17 protein-coding genes are annotated in these 16130 nt (G+C 67.2%); 4 read left to right on the top strand and 13 right to left on the bottom strand.

Going from position 1 to position 16130, the window contains the following annotated elements:
* Positions 1 to 275 precede the first annotated feature (275 nt).
* A complete protein-coding gene (locus tag HNP84_RS45780; RefSeq protein WP_185056393.1) occupies positions 276 to 488 on the bottom strand; it encodes a hypothetical protein in 213 nt (70 codons plus the stop codon).
* A gap of 53 nt (positions 489 to 541) precedes the next feature.
* On the bottom strand, positions 542 to 1018 hold the full coding sequence (locus tag HNP84_RS45775; protein ID WP_185056392.1) for an ATP-binding protein: 477 nt from the start codon (positions 1016 to 1018) through the stop codon (positions 542 to 544).
* A gap of 291 nt (positions 1019 to 1309) precedes the next feature.
* Between HNP84_RS45775 and HNP84_RS45770 the strand changes: the two genes are divergently transcribed.
* Positions 1310 to 2458 (top strand): helix-turn-helix domain-containing protein, encoded by a 1149-nt coding sequence (locus HNP84_RS45770; protein WP_185056391.1) that lies wholly within the window; start codon positions 1310 to 1312, stop codon positions 2456 to 2458.
* 158 nt (positions 2459 to 2616) lie between these two features.
* Here HNP84_RS45770 and HNP84_RS45765 read toward each other — a convergent pair whose 3' ends face one another.
* The 4 genes from HNP84_RS45765 to HNP84_RS45760 all read right to left on the bottom strand — a co-directional run bounded on the left by HNP84_RS45765 (position 2617) and on the right by HNP84_RS45760 (position 4845).
* On the bottom strand, positions 2617 to 2973 hold the full coding sequence (locus tag HNP84_RS45765) for a hypothetical protein (protein ID WP_185056390.1): 357 nt from the start codon (positions 2971 to 2973) through the stop codon (positions 2617 to 2619).
* Between the two features lie 413 nt (positions 2974 to 3386).
* The gene (locus HNP84_RS55650) at positions 3387 to 3521 is read right to left on the bottom strand and encodes a hypothetical protein (protein ID WP_281396492.1); all 135 of its coding nucleotides are present in this window, start codon (positions 3519 to 3521) and stop codon (positions 3387 to 3389) included.
* Positions 3522 to 3721: 200 nt separating this feature from the next.
* The gene (locus HNP84_RS56970) at positions 3722 to 4000 is read right to left on the bottom strand and encodes an AAA family ATPase (RefSeq protein WP_221337582.1); all 279 of its coding nucleotides are present in this window, start codon (positions 3998 to 4000) and stop codon (positions 3722 to 3724) included.
* Positions 3940 to 4845 (bottom strand): AAA family ATPase, encoded by a 906-nt coding sequence (locus tag HNP84_RS45760; RefSeq protein WP_185056389.1) that lies wholly within the window; start codon positions 4843 to 4845, stop codon positions 3940 to 3942. The genes HNP84_RS56970 and HNP84_RS45760 overlap by 61 nt, the downstream gene beginning before the upstream one ends.
* Before the next feature lie 382 nt (positions 4846 to 5227).
* Between HNP84_RS45760 and HNP84_RS45755 the strand changes: the two genes are divergently transcribed.
* Complete coding sequence (locus HNP84_RS45755; RefSeq protein ID WP_312927195.1) at positions 5228 to 6169, top strand: tetratricopeptide repeat protein; 942 nt, start codon at positions 5228 to 5230, stop codon at positions 6167 to 6169.
* Between the two features lie 289 nt (positions 6170 to 6458).
* Positions 6459 to 6812 carry a hypothetical protein gene (locus HNP84_RS45750; RefSeq protein WP_185056410.1) on the top strand — a complete coding sequence of 118 codons (354 nt, stop codon included), beginning with the start codon at positions 6459 to 6461 and terminating at the stop codon, positions 6810 to 6812.
* On the opposite strand, the gene HNP84_RS54360 is transcribed toward HNP84_RS45750, so the two are convergent.
* Together HNP84_RS54360 and HNP84_RS45740 are read right to left on the bottom strand one after the other, a co-directional pair.
* Positions 6807 to 7259, bottom strand: coding sequence for a hypothetical protein (locus HNP84_RS54360; RefSeq protein ID WP_246519466.1), 453 nt, complete (start codon positions 7257 to 7259; stop codon positions 6807 to 6809). The two genes, HNP84_RS45750 and HNP84_RS54360, sit on opposite strands and share 6 nt — an antisense overlap.
* Positions 7260 to 7329: 70 nt before the next feature.
* Complete coding sequence (locus HNP84_RS45740; protein ID WP_312927192.1) at positions 7330 to 7944, bottom strand: TetR/AcrR family transcriptional regulator C-terminal domain-containing protein; 615 nt, start codon at positions 7942 to 7944, stop codon at positions 7330 to 7332.
* A gap of 437 nt (positions 7945 to 8381) precedes the next feature.
* On the opposite strand from HNP84_RS45740, the gene HNP84_RS45735 reads away from it, so the two are divergent.
* Positions 8382 to 8870, top strand: coding sequence for a DUF6326 family protein (locus HNP84_RS45735; RefSeq protein ID WP_185056387.1), 489 nt, complete (start codon positions 8382 to 8384; stop codon positions 8868 to 8870).
* Between the two features lie 223 nt (positions 8871 to 9093).
* On the opposite strand, the gene fxlM is transcribed toward HNP84_RS45735, so the two are convergent.
* From fxlM to HNP84_RS45710, 5 genes are read right to left on the bottom strand one after another with little or no spacing between them, the layout of a single operon-like run.
* Positions 9094 to 10284, bottom strand: a complete 1191-nt coding sequence (fxlM, locus tag HNP84_RS45730; RefSeq protein ID WP_221337579.1) for a methyltransferase, FxLD system — start codon at positions 10282 to 10284, stop codon at positions 9094 to 9096.
* A 40-nt stretch (positions 10285 to 10324) separates the two neighbouring features.
* Positions 10325 to 11599 carry an ABC transporter substrate-binding protein gene (locus tag HNP84_RS45725; protein WP_185056386.1) on the bottom strand — a complete coding sequence of 425 codons (1275 nt, stop codon included), beginning with the start codon at positions 11597 to 11599 and terminating at the stop codon, positions 10325 to 10327.
* A gap of 2 nt (positions 11600 to 11601) precedes the next feature.
* Positions 11602 to 14217, bottom strand: coding sequence for an alpha-L-rhamnosidase (locus tag HNP84_RS45720; protein ID WP_221337578.1), 2616 nt, complete (start codon positions 14215 to 14217; stop codon positions 11602 to 11604).
* A 29-nt stretch (positions 14218 to 14246) separates the two neighbouring features.
* The gene (locus HNP84_RS45715; RefSeq protein ID WP_185056384.1) at positions 14247 to 15068 is read right to left on the bottom strand and encodes a carbohydrate ABC transporter permease; all 822 of its coding nucleotides are present in this window, start codon (positions 15066 to 15068) and stop codon (positions 14247 to 14249) included.
* Entirely contained in the window at positions 15068 to 16018 is a 951-nt protein-coding gene (locus HNP84_RS45710) for a carbohydrate ABC transporter permease (protein WP_185056383.1), read from the bottom strand. The genes HNP84_RS45715 and HNP84_RS45710 overlap by 1 nt, the downstream gene beginning before the upstream one ends.
* Positions 16019 to 16130 lie beyond the last annotated feature (112 nt).

Genomic DNA, 16130 nt, shown 5'->3' with positions numbered 1-16130 from the left:
GACGCGGCAACGTCGGCCTATCTCGAAACCATGATCAGATGATTCGGGAAAGGTACACCCCTTCCCGTCAGATCCACAGATTTCGATCATTGCTCTAACCCATGCCCCTTGACCTTCCTTCTCTCCACGTCGAACAACAGCGCGACCACCTGTAGAAGGCCCCGCGAAGACGCTCACCGGGGGGAAGCACCGGCGAGCCCCGTTCTGCTTCGCGGGGCCGAACCCCTATCCCCTCGGTCGGCTACACCATCCGTTCTCCCTTCGCCGGCGACGGATCACCCGACCGCAGACGAACAAGACCCCTCCGGCCCCTCCACATGCAGCACCAGCCTGCGAGCACCATCCAAGATCTGGATGTCATGCTCCGCCGCACACAGGCTCACCAGGGCGAACTGGCCGTCGTGCATCAGCCGCTCCACCCTCCCGGTCAGGCCGACCAACACCGAGCTGTACATATGCAGTCGGCTATGGCTGTGCAGCAGCGCCACCACGGCAACCCGATCACCCGCGCACAGGCCCCGGCGCCGCTCGCGACCTTCCCTCATCGCTCACGCCTTGCCGACCCGGGGCCATCTGGGGGCGGGAACACGGATTCGTCAGGAAGCCGCGCCCAGACGACCTTGCCTTCCGGCTTGATCCATCGACAGCCCCAGCAGGCCGCGATCTCGTTCACCAGGTGCAGGCCCCGCCCGCTGATGTCATCGGGGCCGGGTTCCCTCAGCTTCGGCGGCTCGGGACTGGGATCCCACACCTCCACCACGACCCCGTGCGGCGCCAGATACAGCCCGACGCACAGGTACCGGTCGCAGTCGGCGTACTGCTCGGCTATCGGCTTCTCCGGCTGGTCATCACCTTCCGCGCGGCCATCAAGGAGCAGGGCCGCCCGGAGCCCGTTGGTGACCAGCTCACTGATCACAAGCTGCGCCACATCGGTCATCCGTTCCCACCCCAGGCGCGCCAGCACCTTCGAGGCGTACTGCCGAGCCGAGGACACCGACACCGGATCAACCGGCAACACGATCTGACCGGCAGGGACGCCTCCGACACGTCCAGCCTCAAGCCTCCCGATCTCAGCCGAGGGCACCAGCCTCGGCCGTTCTTCTCCCGCTTTGATGCGCAATCCAGGACACGTGGCCTTAGTCTCGTTCACGGGTCAGGACCCACTTTCCTGATCAAGGAACCCGTCGCGCGCGCTCCCAAACGCTCGGCGGGTTCCGTTTTGCCGCTCCCCATGCTGAGACTGTGATTGTTTACCTTTCTCATTTCGGTTGGCCAGCCGCCGAGTACCTAGCCGACTACTCTCGACAACATGAGCATGCACACCCTTGCGGACGTCCTAAAGTCGGTAATGCGGACCCGTCAGTGGAGTCAGGCCCGGCTTGGACAGGAATTCGGCGTGTCCCAGGAGTGGGTATCCAAGGTCACACGCGGAAAGCTCGATCCGGGTATTGGGAAAATCAGTCGCCTTCTTGACCACGTAGGCTGGGAGGTGCGCATAGTCCCCAAGGGGGAGGAAACGGACCCCGTGAAACGCAGACAATTCCTCACTGTTGCCGCATCGGTTGCTTTTGTCCCATCTGCATCGGCAAACCCCTACCGGGACCCCGCCTATGTCCACACGCTGGCCAAGACCCTCAACGAAGGGCTCTACGACCACGGCGGCATCCCGATCCTCCCCACCGCGATCCGGCACGTACGACATCTGGAATCAGCGTTAACCGGCGACGACCGCCACCTTCAAGCCGCCGCCTCGGATCTCGCCTTCTGGGCCGCCTGGATCGCCCGCGACGCCGGACGCTTCGACACCGCCGAACACCTCGGAAGGCTCGCTCTGGCCCTGGCGGAGCGCGCCGGCGACCAAGAGGCACAATCGGCCGCGTGTAGCGCCCTGTCAAAGATCAGCGCCAATCGTCACCGCCTGGACCAGGCCGTGATGTACGCACAGCGAGGCATCGCGTTTCAGGAGATCACCGACGAACGGCGCGCGTGGTTGTACGTGCGGCTGGGCGATGCGCTCGCCCGTGTCGGCGGACAGGAGTACTCGGCGCATGATGCCCTGGCCCGTGCTCAGGGCTTCGCCGAGAACCTGCCCAACGTGGTCGACACGGCTGACCTGATCATGAGCGCAGGGGGTGCGCTGAGCAAGTTGCGCGCCTACGAGGACGCTTACTCGTCCCTGGGAGAGGCCGTCCGGCTCAGTGGCGACCGCTCGCCGCTGCTACGTGCCGATACGCTGTGCTTCCAAGCCGTCACGGCTCTTCATGCTGCCGACCCCCTGTTCGCGGCGGATCGCATGTTCGGCCTTGCTCGCGTCACACCGCTGATCTCCTCATCCCGACTGGACAAGAAGCTGAACGAACTCCTGGCGATCTCCGCTCGGTGGACGGCGGTACCCGAGATCCGCAGCGCCCGTGAACAGCTCCACACCATTCGGCAACCGATCACGCCCGACGCATGAAAGACGCCTCCGGGCCGTCGCAACCGGCCATGCCTGGCGGTTGCGACGCCGACCTACGGAAAACTATCCCCTCTAGGTCGTCGCGTGATTGTCTCAAATCTCTACCGGCAGGTGCCGTAGGCACGTGAAGTGGGTGGCTGGTGCTTACTGGCGAGAATTCACGGCAAACTGGGCAGCAACCGCATCCAATCCACCATAATTCCTCTGAGCTCTGCATCCCTAATGTTGGGCAGCAAGTACGAAAGGGCGGTGACGACAGACCTCGCCCTCCGCAGGGTAAGCATCGTTTCGATGCTACGATTCTGCCAGTCGGCCGTTTCCCATTCAACCCTCTCTCGCGGCCAGATGATGAGCGATAGTCCCTCGCGGGCCACCGTGTCGATGTCAAGCTCTCGATCCGCTGCCACAACCCCAAGTCTTTCAATCATTTCTGCCACCAGGTAGATACGTCGAACACCTACCTCGTGGGCGGAAAGGGAGTGCGTCTCACGTGCAAGGTCCAGCATCTGGAACAACAAACGTGCTCCCTCCACCCAACTCCATGCACACTTGGGGGAAGCATGAGAAGTGAGCCGCAAGGTCAATCTCTCTATGTGCATCAGCCACCAGTTGGCTCGCTCACTCTCCAGCATCGGTTGGCCTGACAGCAAGATGTCGCGCCGCCTCTCTCGCCCCTGAGAAATGAGCAGCGAGATAAAATCATCACTCCGGGAAGGAGACACCATTTCCCACAAATGCATCCTCTTCCGATCCGAACGGTTTCCTTATCGGACTTAAGGTGCCCACTGTGGTTGTCTATCTCCAGACCATAGTACTGACCCTTGTTTCCAGCAATGTAGCCTCGCCTGCCGCTTGGACGCCCATCCCTCCGCCGAGAACAGAGCGGTAGACCCCAGTTCTCCCCACCATTATCGACACGACTACCACATCACCCTTTTCCGGCACCGCCCACTTCACCTTTTTCCCGGAATTTACGTAGGAATCGAATTCGGGTGCCCGGTCTGGCAGGCGTAATGCCCAGGCGGCTTGCACTTTCCAACTCCTCATCCAGCGAATCGTCCATCAAGGTCAGGGTTCGAGTGGTGCCGTCTTTGGTCTCGGTGGCGATGGTCCCGCGAGGGGGTGTAGGTGTAGTCGCTTCCGCCGCCGGAGATGAGCCGGTTGCGTTCGTCGTAGGTGAGGGTGTCCTTGCCAGACTTTGGCGCGATTGCCGGAGTCGTCCCAGGTGTAGTCGGTGGTGGTGCCGTTGGGGATCTCTTCTGCCTACCTAGAGTAAGGGCTTTCGACACCGAAAAGCTCCGTTACGATCGCGTCGTCGCCACTGCCGAACATTATGCGTTCATAAAGGTCTCTATCCACGATGTGGGGAGGCTTGCTCTCGTTCGGCCCGGGTAGAGCGATGAGTCCGTTCGGGTCGGCGCTCTGGCAGATGTAAGGACTGTGGGTCGTCACGATGAACTGTACGAGCGGGAAGTGCGCCTTCAGCCACTCCCCGATCCTCTTCTGCCAAGCGACGTGGAGATGGTTCTCGATCTCGTCCACAAGGACGACACCAGGATATTCCAGCGTCGGCCTGGCACGCTAGGGGTGATCCGCAGCCCGCCATAGGCGACATGCATCTGGCGGATCATGTCGACAACGAGGGCGGTGACCGTCCTGTATCCCTCACTCATTTGACGCAATGGAATCTCGACGCCATCCTTCTCCAGCCACAGGCCGCGAGAATCGACGCGAGTGACCTTGTAGCCGTCGGGAAGCATTCCATCGCCCAAGAGAGTGAGCGCGACCTGCAGAAGCTCGGCTGCTCCCGGGCGCCCCTCCAACGTGTACAGGTGCTGCTCTATCAGCCAGCTCACACCCTCCACGAGACTGGCATCGTCGTCAAAAGGCGTCCGCAGTCCCGCGTACACTGCGGATCGGGTCTGCTGACCGTGTCCCATCGCCACCGGCGAGAAGCGGCGGAAAGGCCCGTAGCCCGCGAAGAACCATTTTTCTCCAGGGCCGAACCGAAGGGTTCTCGGCCCCGTGCTCTTAGTTGTCCTGTGCGCCGGGTTGTACGGGTTCTCGGGATCGTTCCAGCGCAGCTCGAAGTCCTGCGGGCCGAAGTTCGGTCCGCCACAGAAATTCTGATCCTGCACGACCGTGGCACAAATTCGGGAGCTTTCACCTTCGGGCGCGCCAGCCCAGCCACTCAGATCACGCACAAAATAGTTGCCCACTATCCCGAGCGCTATCGCCTGCAGAACCGTCGTCTTGCCGGAACCGTTCCGGCCGGCAAGAACCGTCCACCCTTTGTGGCTTCCGTCACGACGAACAAAGTCAAGACTGGCCTCTCTCGGCCCACAGAATCCGCGGACCCCTTGGATGGCGATCTTCGATACATACATTGCCATCCTCCCTCAAATGTGTACATATCGGTAAGTCAACCGTACGCTCTTTCGCCGACAGGACTGCTGCGAGTCACATACTGTCTTGGATTCATATTCACGTCCACACGAACCTTGGATTGCCATAGGATGGATGGGTTCAAATCAGGCCGTCATCATTCAGAGGCAAGGCCCTGCCGTGCCGCGCCGGACGTCCGGGTGGGCTGCCGTCCACGACCGAGCTCCCATTACTCGCGCCCGTAGATCAGGTTGCCCTGGGCCACGTAGTCACTTGTCCGTTACTCTGGATACAAGCTCGCTAATTCATGACGGAGATGACGATATGGAGCGTCGTTCCGCAATGCGGTTACTCGGCGCACTTACCGCAAGCACGGCAGTACCGGTGAGCACCCTTCAGGAAGTCTTCGCCAAGATCGAACGCGTTGCCGACGGGAATGTCGATCTTGACGAGTGGGAGCGCACGGTCTACGAGTACAGCCATCTCATCTCCATGAAGCCGGTCGGTTCCCTGATGAATGATCTGACCGCTGATGTGATCGCCGTGGGCCGCCTCCTCCATCGAGGGCACCGCCCAGGCGTGCAAGCGGGGCTTTTCCGGATAAGCGCGGGCTTGTCGGGGCTGCTCGCGACCGAGCTCGGGGACGTAGGTGATCGTCGCACCGCACGTATCGCCTGGAGAAGTGCACGACGTGCGGCAGACGCCAGCGGTGACCGTGACCTGTCCGTGTGGGTTCGGGCCAAGGAGGCCGACGATGCGCGATGGGCTGGATCGCCCGTCCCCGTCGTGTCGCGGCTCGTGGACGAAGCCGCTGAGATGGCGAGCGGATCGCCGAGCTATGGACTCTTCCGGGCGCAGACCGTTCAGGCGTGGCTGGCGGCACGGCGGGGCGACCACGCTGGGGCCCGCTCCGTACTGCGCGACTTCGTCTGGACCTTCGAGCACTTGCCCGACGGTTCGACCTCCCCTGATGCGGCCTTCGGCCTTGTGGCTTCCGGTTCGGGTGAGGCATTCCTGCGCTGGCACGAGGCATACGTACGCACCCTCATCGACGATGACCAGGCGAGCCGGGCGACGGAACAGGCGCTCGCCCTCTATCCCGCCACGCTGTCAGGGCCTGTCGCCTTGCTGAACCTGATGCAGGCGATGCGGCTTGTGCGGGAGCGCGAGGTCGGCGAAGGGCTGAGCCATGCCCTTGCTGCCCTTGAGTCTGGGTCTATGAGCGCGGCGAGGCGGCACCTGGCCGGACAGATCCTCGTCGGTCTTCCGGGCGATGCTCATGCTCTGCCTGCGGCTCAGGAGCTACGAGCGATGGTGTCCGTTTGAGGTCGGGTACGTCTTAGAGTGCGTTACGCGAGCTGATGCCCCTTTCGTCGTTGCGGTTGGATGAGGTCTGCTGGTCGGTGGGTCGCTGTTCGGTCTACGGGCGCGGCTGGGTGAACAAGCCGGGCTCGGTTTCGACGAGGATGCCGCGGCCGGCCAGGCGTTTGAGCTTGGCGCGGACGTTTTGGACGCCGTTGGGCGTGAGGGGCAGGCCCATCGCCAGCGCCAGGTCGCGGGCGCGTAGAGAGCCCTCGGCCTGGCCGAAGACGGTGAGGATCTGCTGGTAGTAGGGATGATCGAAGCCGACCTGCGGGGGCGCGTCCGGTTCGGCCGGAGCGGGGTCCGCTTCAGCGAAGGACAGGAGCGTCTTGCGGCTGATCCGCAGATGCTCGGCCTCCTGGCTGAGTTCACTGAGCCGCGCGGTCAGGGAGTCGATGTCGGTCTGGGTCTGCTCGATCTGGCGGGTCAGGGCCTGTTAGCGGGCATCCAGCCGGTCCAGGAGCCAGGTTCCGGGATCGGGCGGGCGGGCATCGGGCCTGGTCATGTCCACCGCCAGGACGGCGTCGAAGGGGTCAGACGCCGGGACATCACGTCCGTCATCGCCCAGTACACCCGTGATTCGGAACTCGATGGGAGATGTTCATAGTCGCGGACCAGGCGCCGGTGGAACATCAAGATCCCGTAGGTCTGCTCGACGACCCATCGTTTCGGCTGGGGCACGAAGCCTTTGTCGGCGGGGTTGCGTTCGACGATGTCCACGGCGATTCCCAGGCTGGCGCCATGGGCGACGACCGCGTTCTTGAATCCCTGGCCCCAGCACGTCTACGGCCAAGTCTCGTTTGCGGTCCGGCACCTTCTTGGCGACGTCCCGGCCGGTCGTTTCGGCGGGAACCCCGGCCGCGACGTGGACGCTTTGGGTGTCCAGCACGACCAGGCTCGGGTCGGCTAATCGCTTCTTCTGCTCGCGCAGATGCCGGCGCAGCAGGTCGTGGATCGTCTTGTCGGTGCCGTCGTCGCGCCATTCGGCGAAGTGGTAGTACGTCGCGCCCTTGGGCGGCAGGTCATGGAGAAGATGGGGGAGATAGTCCAGCACAACTGGACCCGCAGACTGGCGGTGACACAACAAATCCACACGATCACATAACGACATCACGGATGGAGGCTCACGTAGGCACTCTCAGGGGCTCGAGGGCGGCTAGGACGAGGTTGAGGCCGAAAATGAACTCCTCCGCCGGGTCGAAGCCGGCAGCGACGAGCACCGCGGCGGACTCGTTGAGGTAGGGGAACTCGTCAGGAGGAAGCTGGGGCAGGAAGACATCCTCGGCCATGTCCGCGAACTCATCGGCGGTGTCGAACGGCAGGCTGGCTTCCTGCAGGGCGAAACCGTAGACGTAGCTGTCGAGCAACCAGTTGGCGTGCGTCGCCATCAAGACCGAGAAGCCGGCCCTCCGCAGGCAGGCGGTGACCGCTTCGCGGTGGCGGAGGTTCGCGGGCCCCGGCGATGTCCGCGACTCCATCAGGCCGATCGCCCACGGGTGGCGTGCGAGAACCTGTCGGGCGGATACCGCCCGACGTCGCATCGCTGACTGCCAGTCGGTCTCTTCAGGCGGGAGCTCGATCTCCTCGAACACGACGTCGATCATGGCGTCCAGCAACTCCTCCTTGCTCGCCACGTAGTAGTAGAGCGACATCGCGCCCGCGCCGAGCGCGCGAGCCAGCCGGCGCATGCTCAGCTCGCCGACCCCCTCGCGGTCGGCGAGCCGGACCGCCTCGGCCACCACCCGCTTCTTGCTCAGCCCCGCATCTGACGCGACCTGGCGTCGTTCCCTCGCAGACAACGGGTCTCCTCGCTCCCTCGAACGCTTGACAATCGTCCATCGCACGGTCATGGTACAGCGTACGATCGTAGTACGGCGTACGACGTACGATGTACGAACCAGCGAGAGTCGTAGCTCGGACGTGAGGAGGCTTCTGTAGGAATCGAACAGCGATCGAGTGCCGGAGCACGCCTGGCGCCGGGGGCGAGTCCGGCCGGGGCGACAACGATGCGGGCCGCCGACCAGCACCGCTACGGCCTGCCCTCAGCGCTCGAGTCGTCCGAGGTCCGGGCTACCGCTGCCCGGTCGAGGCGATGTGCTCGTCCAGGTGGGCGCGGCCTCGGTACATCCCTGCCGCCACTCCGGCGGAGGGACCGCTCCTCTCGAAAGAAGAACCGATGACCATCCGAACGAAAACCCCGAACCTGCTCGACAACCCGCCGGTCCCCGTGCAGGCCAAGCTCGCCGCCGCGTGGACCAGCTTCATGTTCCTCTACATCTACGTCGACTACTTCCACCTCCACAAGCCCGGCGTCATCGACAACCTCCGCGCCGGCGTCGTCTTCGAGTTCGACATCAGCCCGACGTTGTTGACCATGATGCTCGCGTCCGTGGCGATCCCGGCCCTGATGGTGATGCTCTCCATGACGCTGCCCGCCCGGGTGAACCGCGCCACGAACCTCGTTGTTGCATCGCTCTACATCCCCTACTCGGTGTTCAACGCGGTAGGGGAGTCCTGGGACTGGGCCTTCTTCTACGGCCTTTCCATCGGAATCGAGGTGCTGCTCCTGGCCTTCATCCTGCGCTCCGCCTGGACCTGGCCTCGAACCCCCGCCGTCCCAGCCGGTCCCGCGACGACCGACCTTCGACAGGACCTCCGACAGTAGGTGTCCGTGTAAAGCCCTACGGCGTGAAGCCCGCCGCCGCGGACACCGGGCCGACCGTGACCAGCTCAGTCGCGGTATACGCAGAGAACCTGCTCACGAGCGGTCCGGTGTCCGCGCCAGCCGCGCCCGTAGGCCGAACGACGGCTGACCGACCAGCAGACCTCATCCAACCAACCGCAACTGACGAAAGGGGCATTACCTCGCTTAACGCACTCTTAGAGGTTCAGAAGCGGGCGGCCCAGGTCACGGCGATCACGGTGTGGCGCTTGCGCATGGTCACCGGGCCCGGAGGGGGCTCGGTGTCGGTGTACGCGTCCAGGTGGAGGCCGGTGGTGTCGGGGCGGCCGGCTTCGTCCCAGGCTGTCACGTGGGCGGCCAGGGCGGTTGCCAGGTCACGGTGGGGGCCGTAGGCGCGGGCGGTGAGGGTGCGGGTGTCGGGGTCGGTTGCGAGTACGGCCAGGGTGCCGTCGGCGGCGAAGATGCCGGCGGTCATCCGCATGTCCTGTATGGTCACCGGGGCGTCGGGGAGGCGGCGGTCGCCCAGTTCCGACAGGGTTCCCCAGCGTGGCTCGTGCACGGCGAGCCAGAGGGAGAGGCCGTCGAGGAGGTCGCCCGGGTCCGCGAGCACGGTGGTCGGGACCTCGGCCGTTGCGCCGGAGTCCAGGGTTTCGAGGACGGCGTCCGGGGCGCCGCCCTCGGGCAGGAACACCATGAGCCGGGTGTCGCGGTCGAGCACCCGGGTGATCTCCGGGCCCGCCAGGGCGCCGCGCATGCGCATGAAGCCGCAGGGGACGACCGAGACGCTGGTCCAGTGCCCCTCCGCCGTCCGTTCGAAGGCGACGGAGCGCTGTGTGCCGCGCAGGTCCAGGGGGACGACGATGCGTCCGCCGGGGGCCAGTTGCTCCAGCCAGGCGGGCGCGAGGTCCCACACGCCGACGGTGGCGATGATCCGGTCGTAGGGGGCCTGGTCCGGATAGCCCTGCGCACCGTCGGCGCGCGCCACCACCACGTCCGTACGGCCCGCCGCCGCGAGGTGGCGCCGGGCGGCCTCCACCACGTCGTCGTCGATGTCCACTCCGACGACGGTGCCCGACGGGCCGGCGAGGTGGGCCAGCAGGGCGCAGTTGTAGCCGGTGCCCGCGCCGATCTCCAGCACGCGGTCACCGGGCCGGACGCCGAGCTGCTCCAGCATGAGGGCCATGATCGTGGGCTGGGAGGAGGAGCTGATCGGCACCCCGTCGGCGTCTCGCTTGGTCACGATGGGCTCGTCGGCGTACGCCGGCTCGACCGGGGTGCCGGGCACGAACAGGTGCCGTGGCACCGCCCGCATCGCGGCGGCGACGGGCTCGCCGAAGCCGTGGGCCGCCTGGAGGCGGGCGACCATGTTCGCGCGCAGCGTGTCGGCGTCGGTCACAGTCGCCCTGCCTATCAGGTTCCGGGCGGGAAGGGAAGGGTCAGCCGCTCTTGTAGGTCTCGTCCATCTCGGCCAGCACCTCGTCCGGGGTGGCCTTGCCGGAGAAGAGGTCCTGCACGCCGGTCAGGTGGACCTGCTGCACCTTCGGGTTGGGCCAGAGCTGGTCCATGAAGGTCGCGGTCTTGCCGGCCTGCTGGTGGTCGATGAGGGTCTGGAAGGCGGCGTCGGGGGTGAAGGAGTCGTTCGGGATCGCCGGGGCGGCGTTCGCGACGGTCGCGTAGGCGTTCATGTTCGCGGGCTCGGCCAGGAAGTCCACGAACTTCAGCGCCAGCTCCTTGTTCGGGCTCTTGGCGTTGACGGCGTACGCGCCGCCGGCCGCGCCCGGCATGCGGGTCTCGTCGGGGTTGTCGGTGGCGGGCAGGGCGAACATGGCCAGTTCGGCGCCGGCCGGGGACGCCTCCTTGATCTGGGTGGCGACCGCGGTCACCTGCACCACGCCGACCGCCTCGCCCTTGCCGACCTGGGCGACCGCCGATTCGAAGCTGGTGCCCAGCGGGTCCTTGGAGAAGCAGCCCCGCTTGTTCATCTCCAGGTACTTCTCCATCGCCGTCTTCCAGCCGGAGCCGGCGAAGGTGGCCTTGCCGGCGGCCATGTCGGCGTCGAAGTTCGGCGAGTTCGCGTAGACGGTGGTGGCGACCAGGGCGTAGTCCACGAGCTGGGTGACCCACGGGGTCTGGTTGCCCAGCGCGAAGGCGACCTTGCCCTTGGCCTTGGCGGCGTCGCACAGCTCCAGCACGCCGGTCCAGGTGGTCGGCACCTCGCCGCCCACGTCGGCGAGGGTCTTCTTGTTGTAGATGACGCCGATGCCGGTGAAGGTGGTCGGCGTGATCCAGGTCTTGCCGTCCACCTGCGTGACCTGCTTCAGCCCTTCGGGGATCTTGGCGGCCCAGGGGCGGTTCGACAGGTCCTCCATGTACCCGCCGGGGGCCAGCACCTCCACCGCGCCCGCGTTGCCGTTGCCGGGCCAGGCGAAGAACACGTCCGGGGCGGTGCCGGAGGAGAGCTGGGTGCGCAGGGTGCTCTGGTACGGGTCCACGTCCGCGAACGTCGCCTGCACCTTCACGCCCGGGTTCGCCTTCTCGAACGCGGCGATCGTGCCCTCGATCGCCTCCTTGTCGCTGGCCACCGCGGAGAGCCGGATCGTGGACCCGGACGAGGCGCCGGTCGAGCCGGGCGGGGTGACCGTGCTGCTGCACCCCGCGAGCGCGACGCCCGCCACCAGGACGCAGGACGCGCCGAGCGTCAGTCGTTTCATGATCAGTCTCCTTGAGGAACGGTGAAGCGGTGGGTCCCCGAACCGATCTCGTGCGTGCCGCCGCCGATCGGGAGCCGTACGACCGCCCGCGCCCCCGGCGGGATGGTCACATCGAGGCTGAAGGCGCCGTCCTTCAGCTCCCACGCGGTCGCGATCAGACCGCGCGGGGATTCGTACCTGGCGGAGGCCGAGGTGAGCCTGCCGCCCGGCACCGGCGCGATGACCAGGTCGCGGAAGGCGACCGAGCCGGGCGCCTGGTCGATGCCCGCCACCCGCGCGTACAGCCACTGGCCGACCGAGCCGAGGGAGTAGTGGTTGAAGGAGTTCATCTCGGTGGCCTGAAAGCCGGCCTCGGCGGTCCAGCCGTCCCAGCGCTCCCAGATCGTGGTGGCGCCGTGCCTGATGGAGTACATCCAGGAGGGGAACTCGCGCTGGTGCAGCAGCGTGTACGCCAGGTCGTCGTGGCCGTGCGCGCTCAGCACCGGGCACAGCAGCGCCACGCCGAGGAAGCCGGTGCTCAGGCGGTCGCCGTTGCGCCTGATGGCGTCCACCAGCCGGGCCACGGCCGGCTCCACCAGCTCGTCGGGGAGCAGGTCGTAGGCCAGGGCCAGCAGGTACGCCGTCTGGGTGTCGCCCGTGACCGAGCCGTCGGCGCCGACGAAGGCGTCGGCGAACGCCTTGCGCACCCGCTGGGCGAGCCCGGCGTACCGTTCGGCGTCGGCGGCGCGGCCCAGCACGTCGGCGGCGCGGGCGACGAGCGTGGCGCTGTGCGCGAAGTACGCGGTGGCCAGGACCTCGCGCGGGGTCTCCGCGCCGATCTGCAGCCAGTCGCCGTAGTGGTTGCCGACCCGGTCGCGCCAGATCAGGTCGGGGTTGCCCGACTCGATCCAGTCGATCCAGCCGGCCATGGCCGGGAAGCAGCGCTCCAGCGTGCGCACGTCGCCGTACACGCGGTAGAGGTGCCAGGGGATCAGCACGCCCGCGTCGCCCCAGCCGGGCGCGCCCTCGCGGTTGACCGGGTAGCGGTCCACGACCGGCGCCACGTCCGGGAACGCGCCGCCGGGGTGGCGGCCGTCGATCACGTCGCGCAGCCAGCGGGCGAAGAACGCCGAGACGTCGGCGTTGTAGCAGGCCGTGGGCAGGAACACCTGGGCGTCGGCGAGCCAGCCGAGCCGCTCGTCCCGCTGAGGGCAGTCGGTCGGGACCGAGACGAAGTTGCCGCGCTGGCCCCAGCGGATGTTGGCCAGCAGCCGGTTCACCTCGGGGTCGGAGGTGACCAGCTCGCCGGTGAAGCGGGTGTCGCTGTGCAGGACCCGGCCGGTCACGTCCACGTCGTCGTGGCCGCTGATCTCGACGTAGCGGAAGCCGTGCACGGTGAACGCGGGCTCGTAGACCTCCTCGGACTCGCCGGCGGCGATGTAGAGGTCGGTGGCCTCGGCGGAGCGGAGGTTGGCGACGTACGGCTCGCCGGACTCGTCCAGGACCTCGGCGTGCCGCAGGGTGACCCGGGTGCCGGGGGCGGCCCGGCGTACCCGCAGCCTGACCCGGCCGACCATGTTCTGCCCCAGGTCCACCAGAATCCGGCCGCCGGGCAGTGCGGTGACGGCGGCGGGGCTGATCTCCTCGGTGACCCGCACCGGCTCGTCCAGCATGCCGATCAGCGTGTCGTGGTCGGCGCCGGCGATCCGGACCGGGCGCCAGGCGGAGTCGTCGTAGCCGGGGCTCCACCGCCCGGCCGTGGAGCGCTCCAGGCGGGCGTCGTGCACCTCGCCCATCAGCAGGTCGGCGTGCCGCACGTGGCCGTCGTGCTCGCGCCAGGCGGCGTCGGTGACGACCACGTCGCGCCCGCCGTCGCCGTAGTCGATGACGAGGCGGGCGATGAGCTGCGGGCGCACGCCGTAGTGCTCGGCCTGCCTGCGCCGGTCGAAGCCGAGGTAGCCGCTCCACCAGCCGTCGGAGACCTGCGCGCCGAGCACGTTCTCACCGGCCGCGACCAGCTCGGTGACGTCGTAGGTCTGGTACTGGACGCGGTGCCGGTAGTCGGTCCAGCCGGGGGCCAGCTCGGCGTCACCGACCCGGACGCCGTTGAGGTAGGGCAGGTAGATGCCGCGGGCGGTGACGTACAGGCGGGCGGAGGCCGGGGCCTCGCGGGCGGTGAACGCGCGCCGGTACAGCCGGGCCGGCGGGCAGGAGCCCAGCCGCTCGGGCAGCGGCTCGCCGAACGTCGGCGGGTCCATCATCGGGTCCAGCGCCGGATCGTGCTCGATCCAGCTCGCCCCGGCCCAGCCCTCGGGGCCGAGCAGGCCGGTCTCGAACCAGGACGACGCGCTCGCGCCCTCGGCGCCGTCGGCGTCCCAGACGGTGACGGTCCAGGCGTAGCGGGTGGCGGGCGCGGCGGTGAACCCCTCCGGCACCACGTGCAGCGACTCCTCCGCGCGCACGATCCCGCTGTCGTGCCGCCCGCCTCCGCCCTCGATCACCAGGCGGTAGGCGGTCTGCCGCTGGCCCGGCCTGCCGTCGGCGAGCTTCCACGACAGCCGGGGCACGGCCTCGTCCAGGCCGAGCGGCGTCGTACGGCCCTCGCAGGCCAGGTCGTACGGCGTGAGCGTGTCGGGCACGTAGGAACTCCTTGTCGCGTGGTCGCGGGTCATCCCTTGAGCCCTCCGGCGAAGCCCTGGATGATCCTCTTCTGCATGAGGAAGTAGACGAGCAGGATGGGCACGACGCTGATCACCAGCCCGGCGAAGACGAGTTGCCAGTCGGCGACGTACTGGCCGACGAACTGGAAGACGGCCACCGGGATCGTCTGCTGCGGGCTGCCGGACAGGTACAGCAGCGGGGTCAGGAAGTCGTTCCAGATGAAGATGGCGTTCAGGATCGCCACCGTCCCGGTGACCGGGCGCAGCAGCGGGAAGACGACGGAGAAGAACGTGCGCACCGGGCCGCAGCCGTCGATCGCGGCGGCCTCCTCGTACTGGGCCGGGATCGCGCGCAGGAAGCCGGCGTACAGGAAGACGCTGAAGGGCACCTGCAGCCCGCAGTAGAACAGCACCAGCGACCAGACCGTGCCGAGCAGGCCGAGGTCGCGCACGCTCTGGTAGAGCGGGATCAGGGCGAGCTGCGCGGGCAGCAGCAGGCCCAGCGCGAACAGCAGGAACGCCCAGCGCGACCAGCGGGCGGTGGCGCGGGCCAGCGGGTACGCCGCCAGCGACGAGACCAGGATGATCACGACCAGGCTGATCGCGGTGACCGCGATGCTGTTGCCCAGGGCGCCGGCGAGCCCGGCGGCGTTCCAGGCGTCGGCGTAGTTGGCCAGGGTGGGCGAGGTCGTGGGCGCGATCGGCGAGGAGGTGTCGCCGGCCCGCCGGACCGACAGGTTGACCAGCACGTAGATCGGGAAGGCGAAGGCCAGCCCGACCGCGATCATCAGGATCTCGAGCAGCAGCGTCTTGCGGGTGTAGCGGCTCATCAGGCGGCGCCCTTCTGCTGCTGGAGGCCGCGGTACTGCACGGCCGAGACCGCGGCCACGATCACCGCGAGCACGACCGCGATGGCGGTGCTGTAGGCGTACTCGTCGAACTGGAAGGCGTTCTTGTAGATCAGCGTGGACAGGGTCTCGGTGGAGTGACCGGGGCCGCCGCCGGTGGTGACGTACACCTGGTCGAAGATCTTGAAGCCGCCGATCAGCGAGAGCATCAGGTTGATGGTGATCGCGGGGGCGAGCATCGGGCGGGTGATGTGCCAGAAGCGCTGGAAGGCGCCCGCGCCGTCCACGCCGGCCGCCTCGTGCAGCTCGCGGGGCACGCCCTGGAGCCCGGCCAGGAAGATGACCATGGAGTATCCGGCGAACTGCCAGATCACGATCGCGGCCACCGACCACAGCGCGATGTCGGGGTCGCCGAGCCAGTTCTGCGCCAGTCCGCCGAGGCCGACGGCCTCGAACAGGCCGTTGATCGCGCCGTCGGGGGCGTACATGTAGCGCCACAGGTACGCGGTGACGACCGGGGTCATCACGGCCGGGGCGAACAGCAGCACCCGCAGGAAGTTGCGGCTCTTGATCTGGGTGTGCACGCCCAGCGCGAGCAGCAGGCCGATCAGGTTCTGCACGATCGTGATCGCCAGGGTGATCAGCACGGTCTGCACCAGGGCGTCGGTGGCGGCGGAGTCGTCCAGGATCTTGCGGAAGTTCTCCAGGCCGACGAAGGACATCGCGTCCCCGAGCCCCGACCAGTCGGTGAACGCGTAGCCGGCGCCGCGCACGGAGGGGATCAGCACGACGTACGCGTACAGGATCAGCGCGGGGATCATGAACCACCACGGCGCCCGGCCGCGGGAGCGCCGGGCACGCGCCCGCGGCGCCGCCTCGGTGGAGGTTCCGGTGGCCGGGGGAGCCGCGGTGGCCTCGTACGTGTCTGCCATCTTCTCTCTTCCCCGCCTGCCGCGCCGCCCCGGAGAAATCGTTTTAACTGGGGGGACACGGAAGGCGCGGCCAGATGGGGTGGGTGTTTCGGGCAGGTTTCGCATCGCCTTA

The sequence above is a fragment of the Thermocatellispora tengchongensis genome (assembly GCF_014202315.1).
In the GTDB taxonomy this organism is placed as follows: domain Bacteria; phylum Actinomycetota; class Actinomycetes; order Streptosporangiales; family Streptosporangiaceae; genus Thermocatellispora; species Thermocatellispora tengchongensis.
Note: the sequence above shows the minus strand (reverse complement) of the source record. Positions and strands in the feature narration are given on the sequence as shown.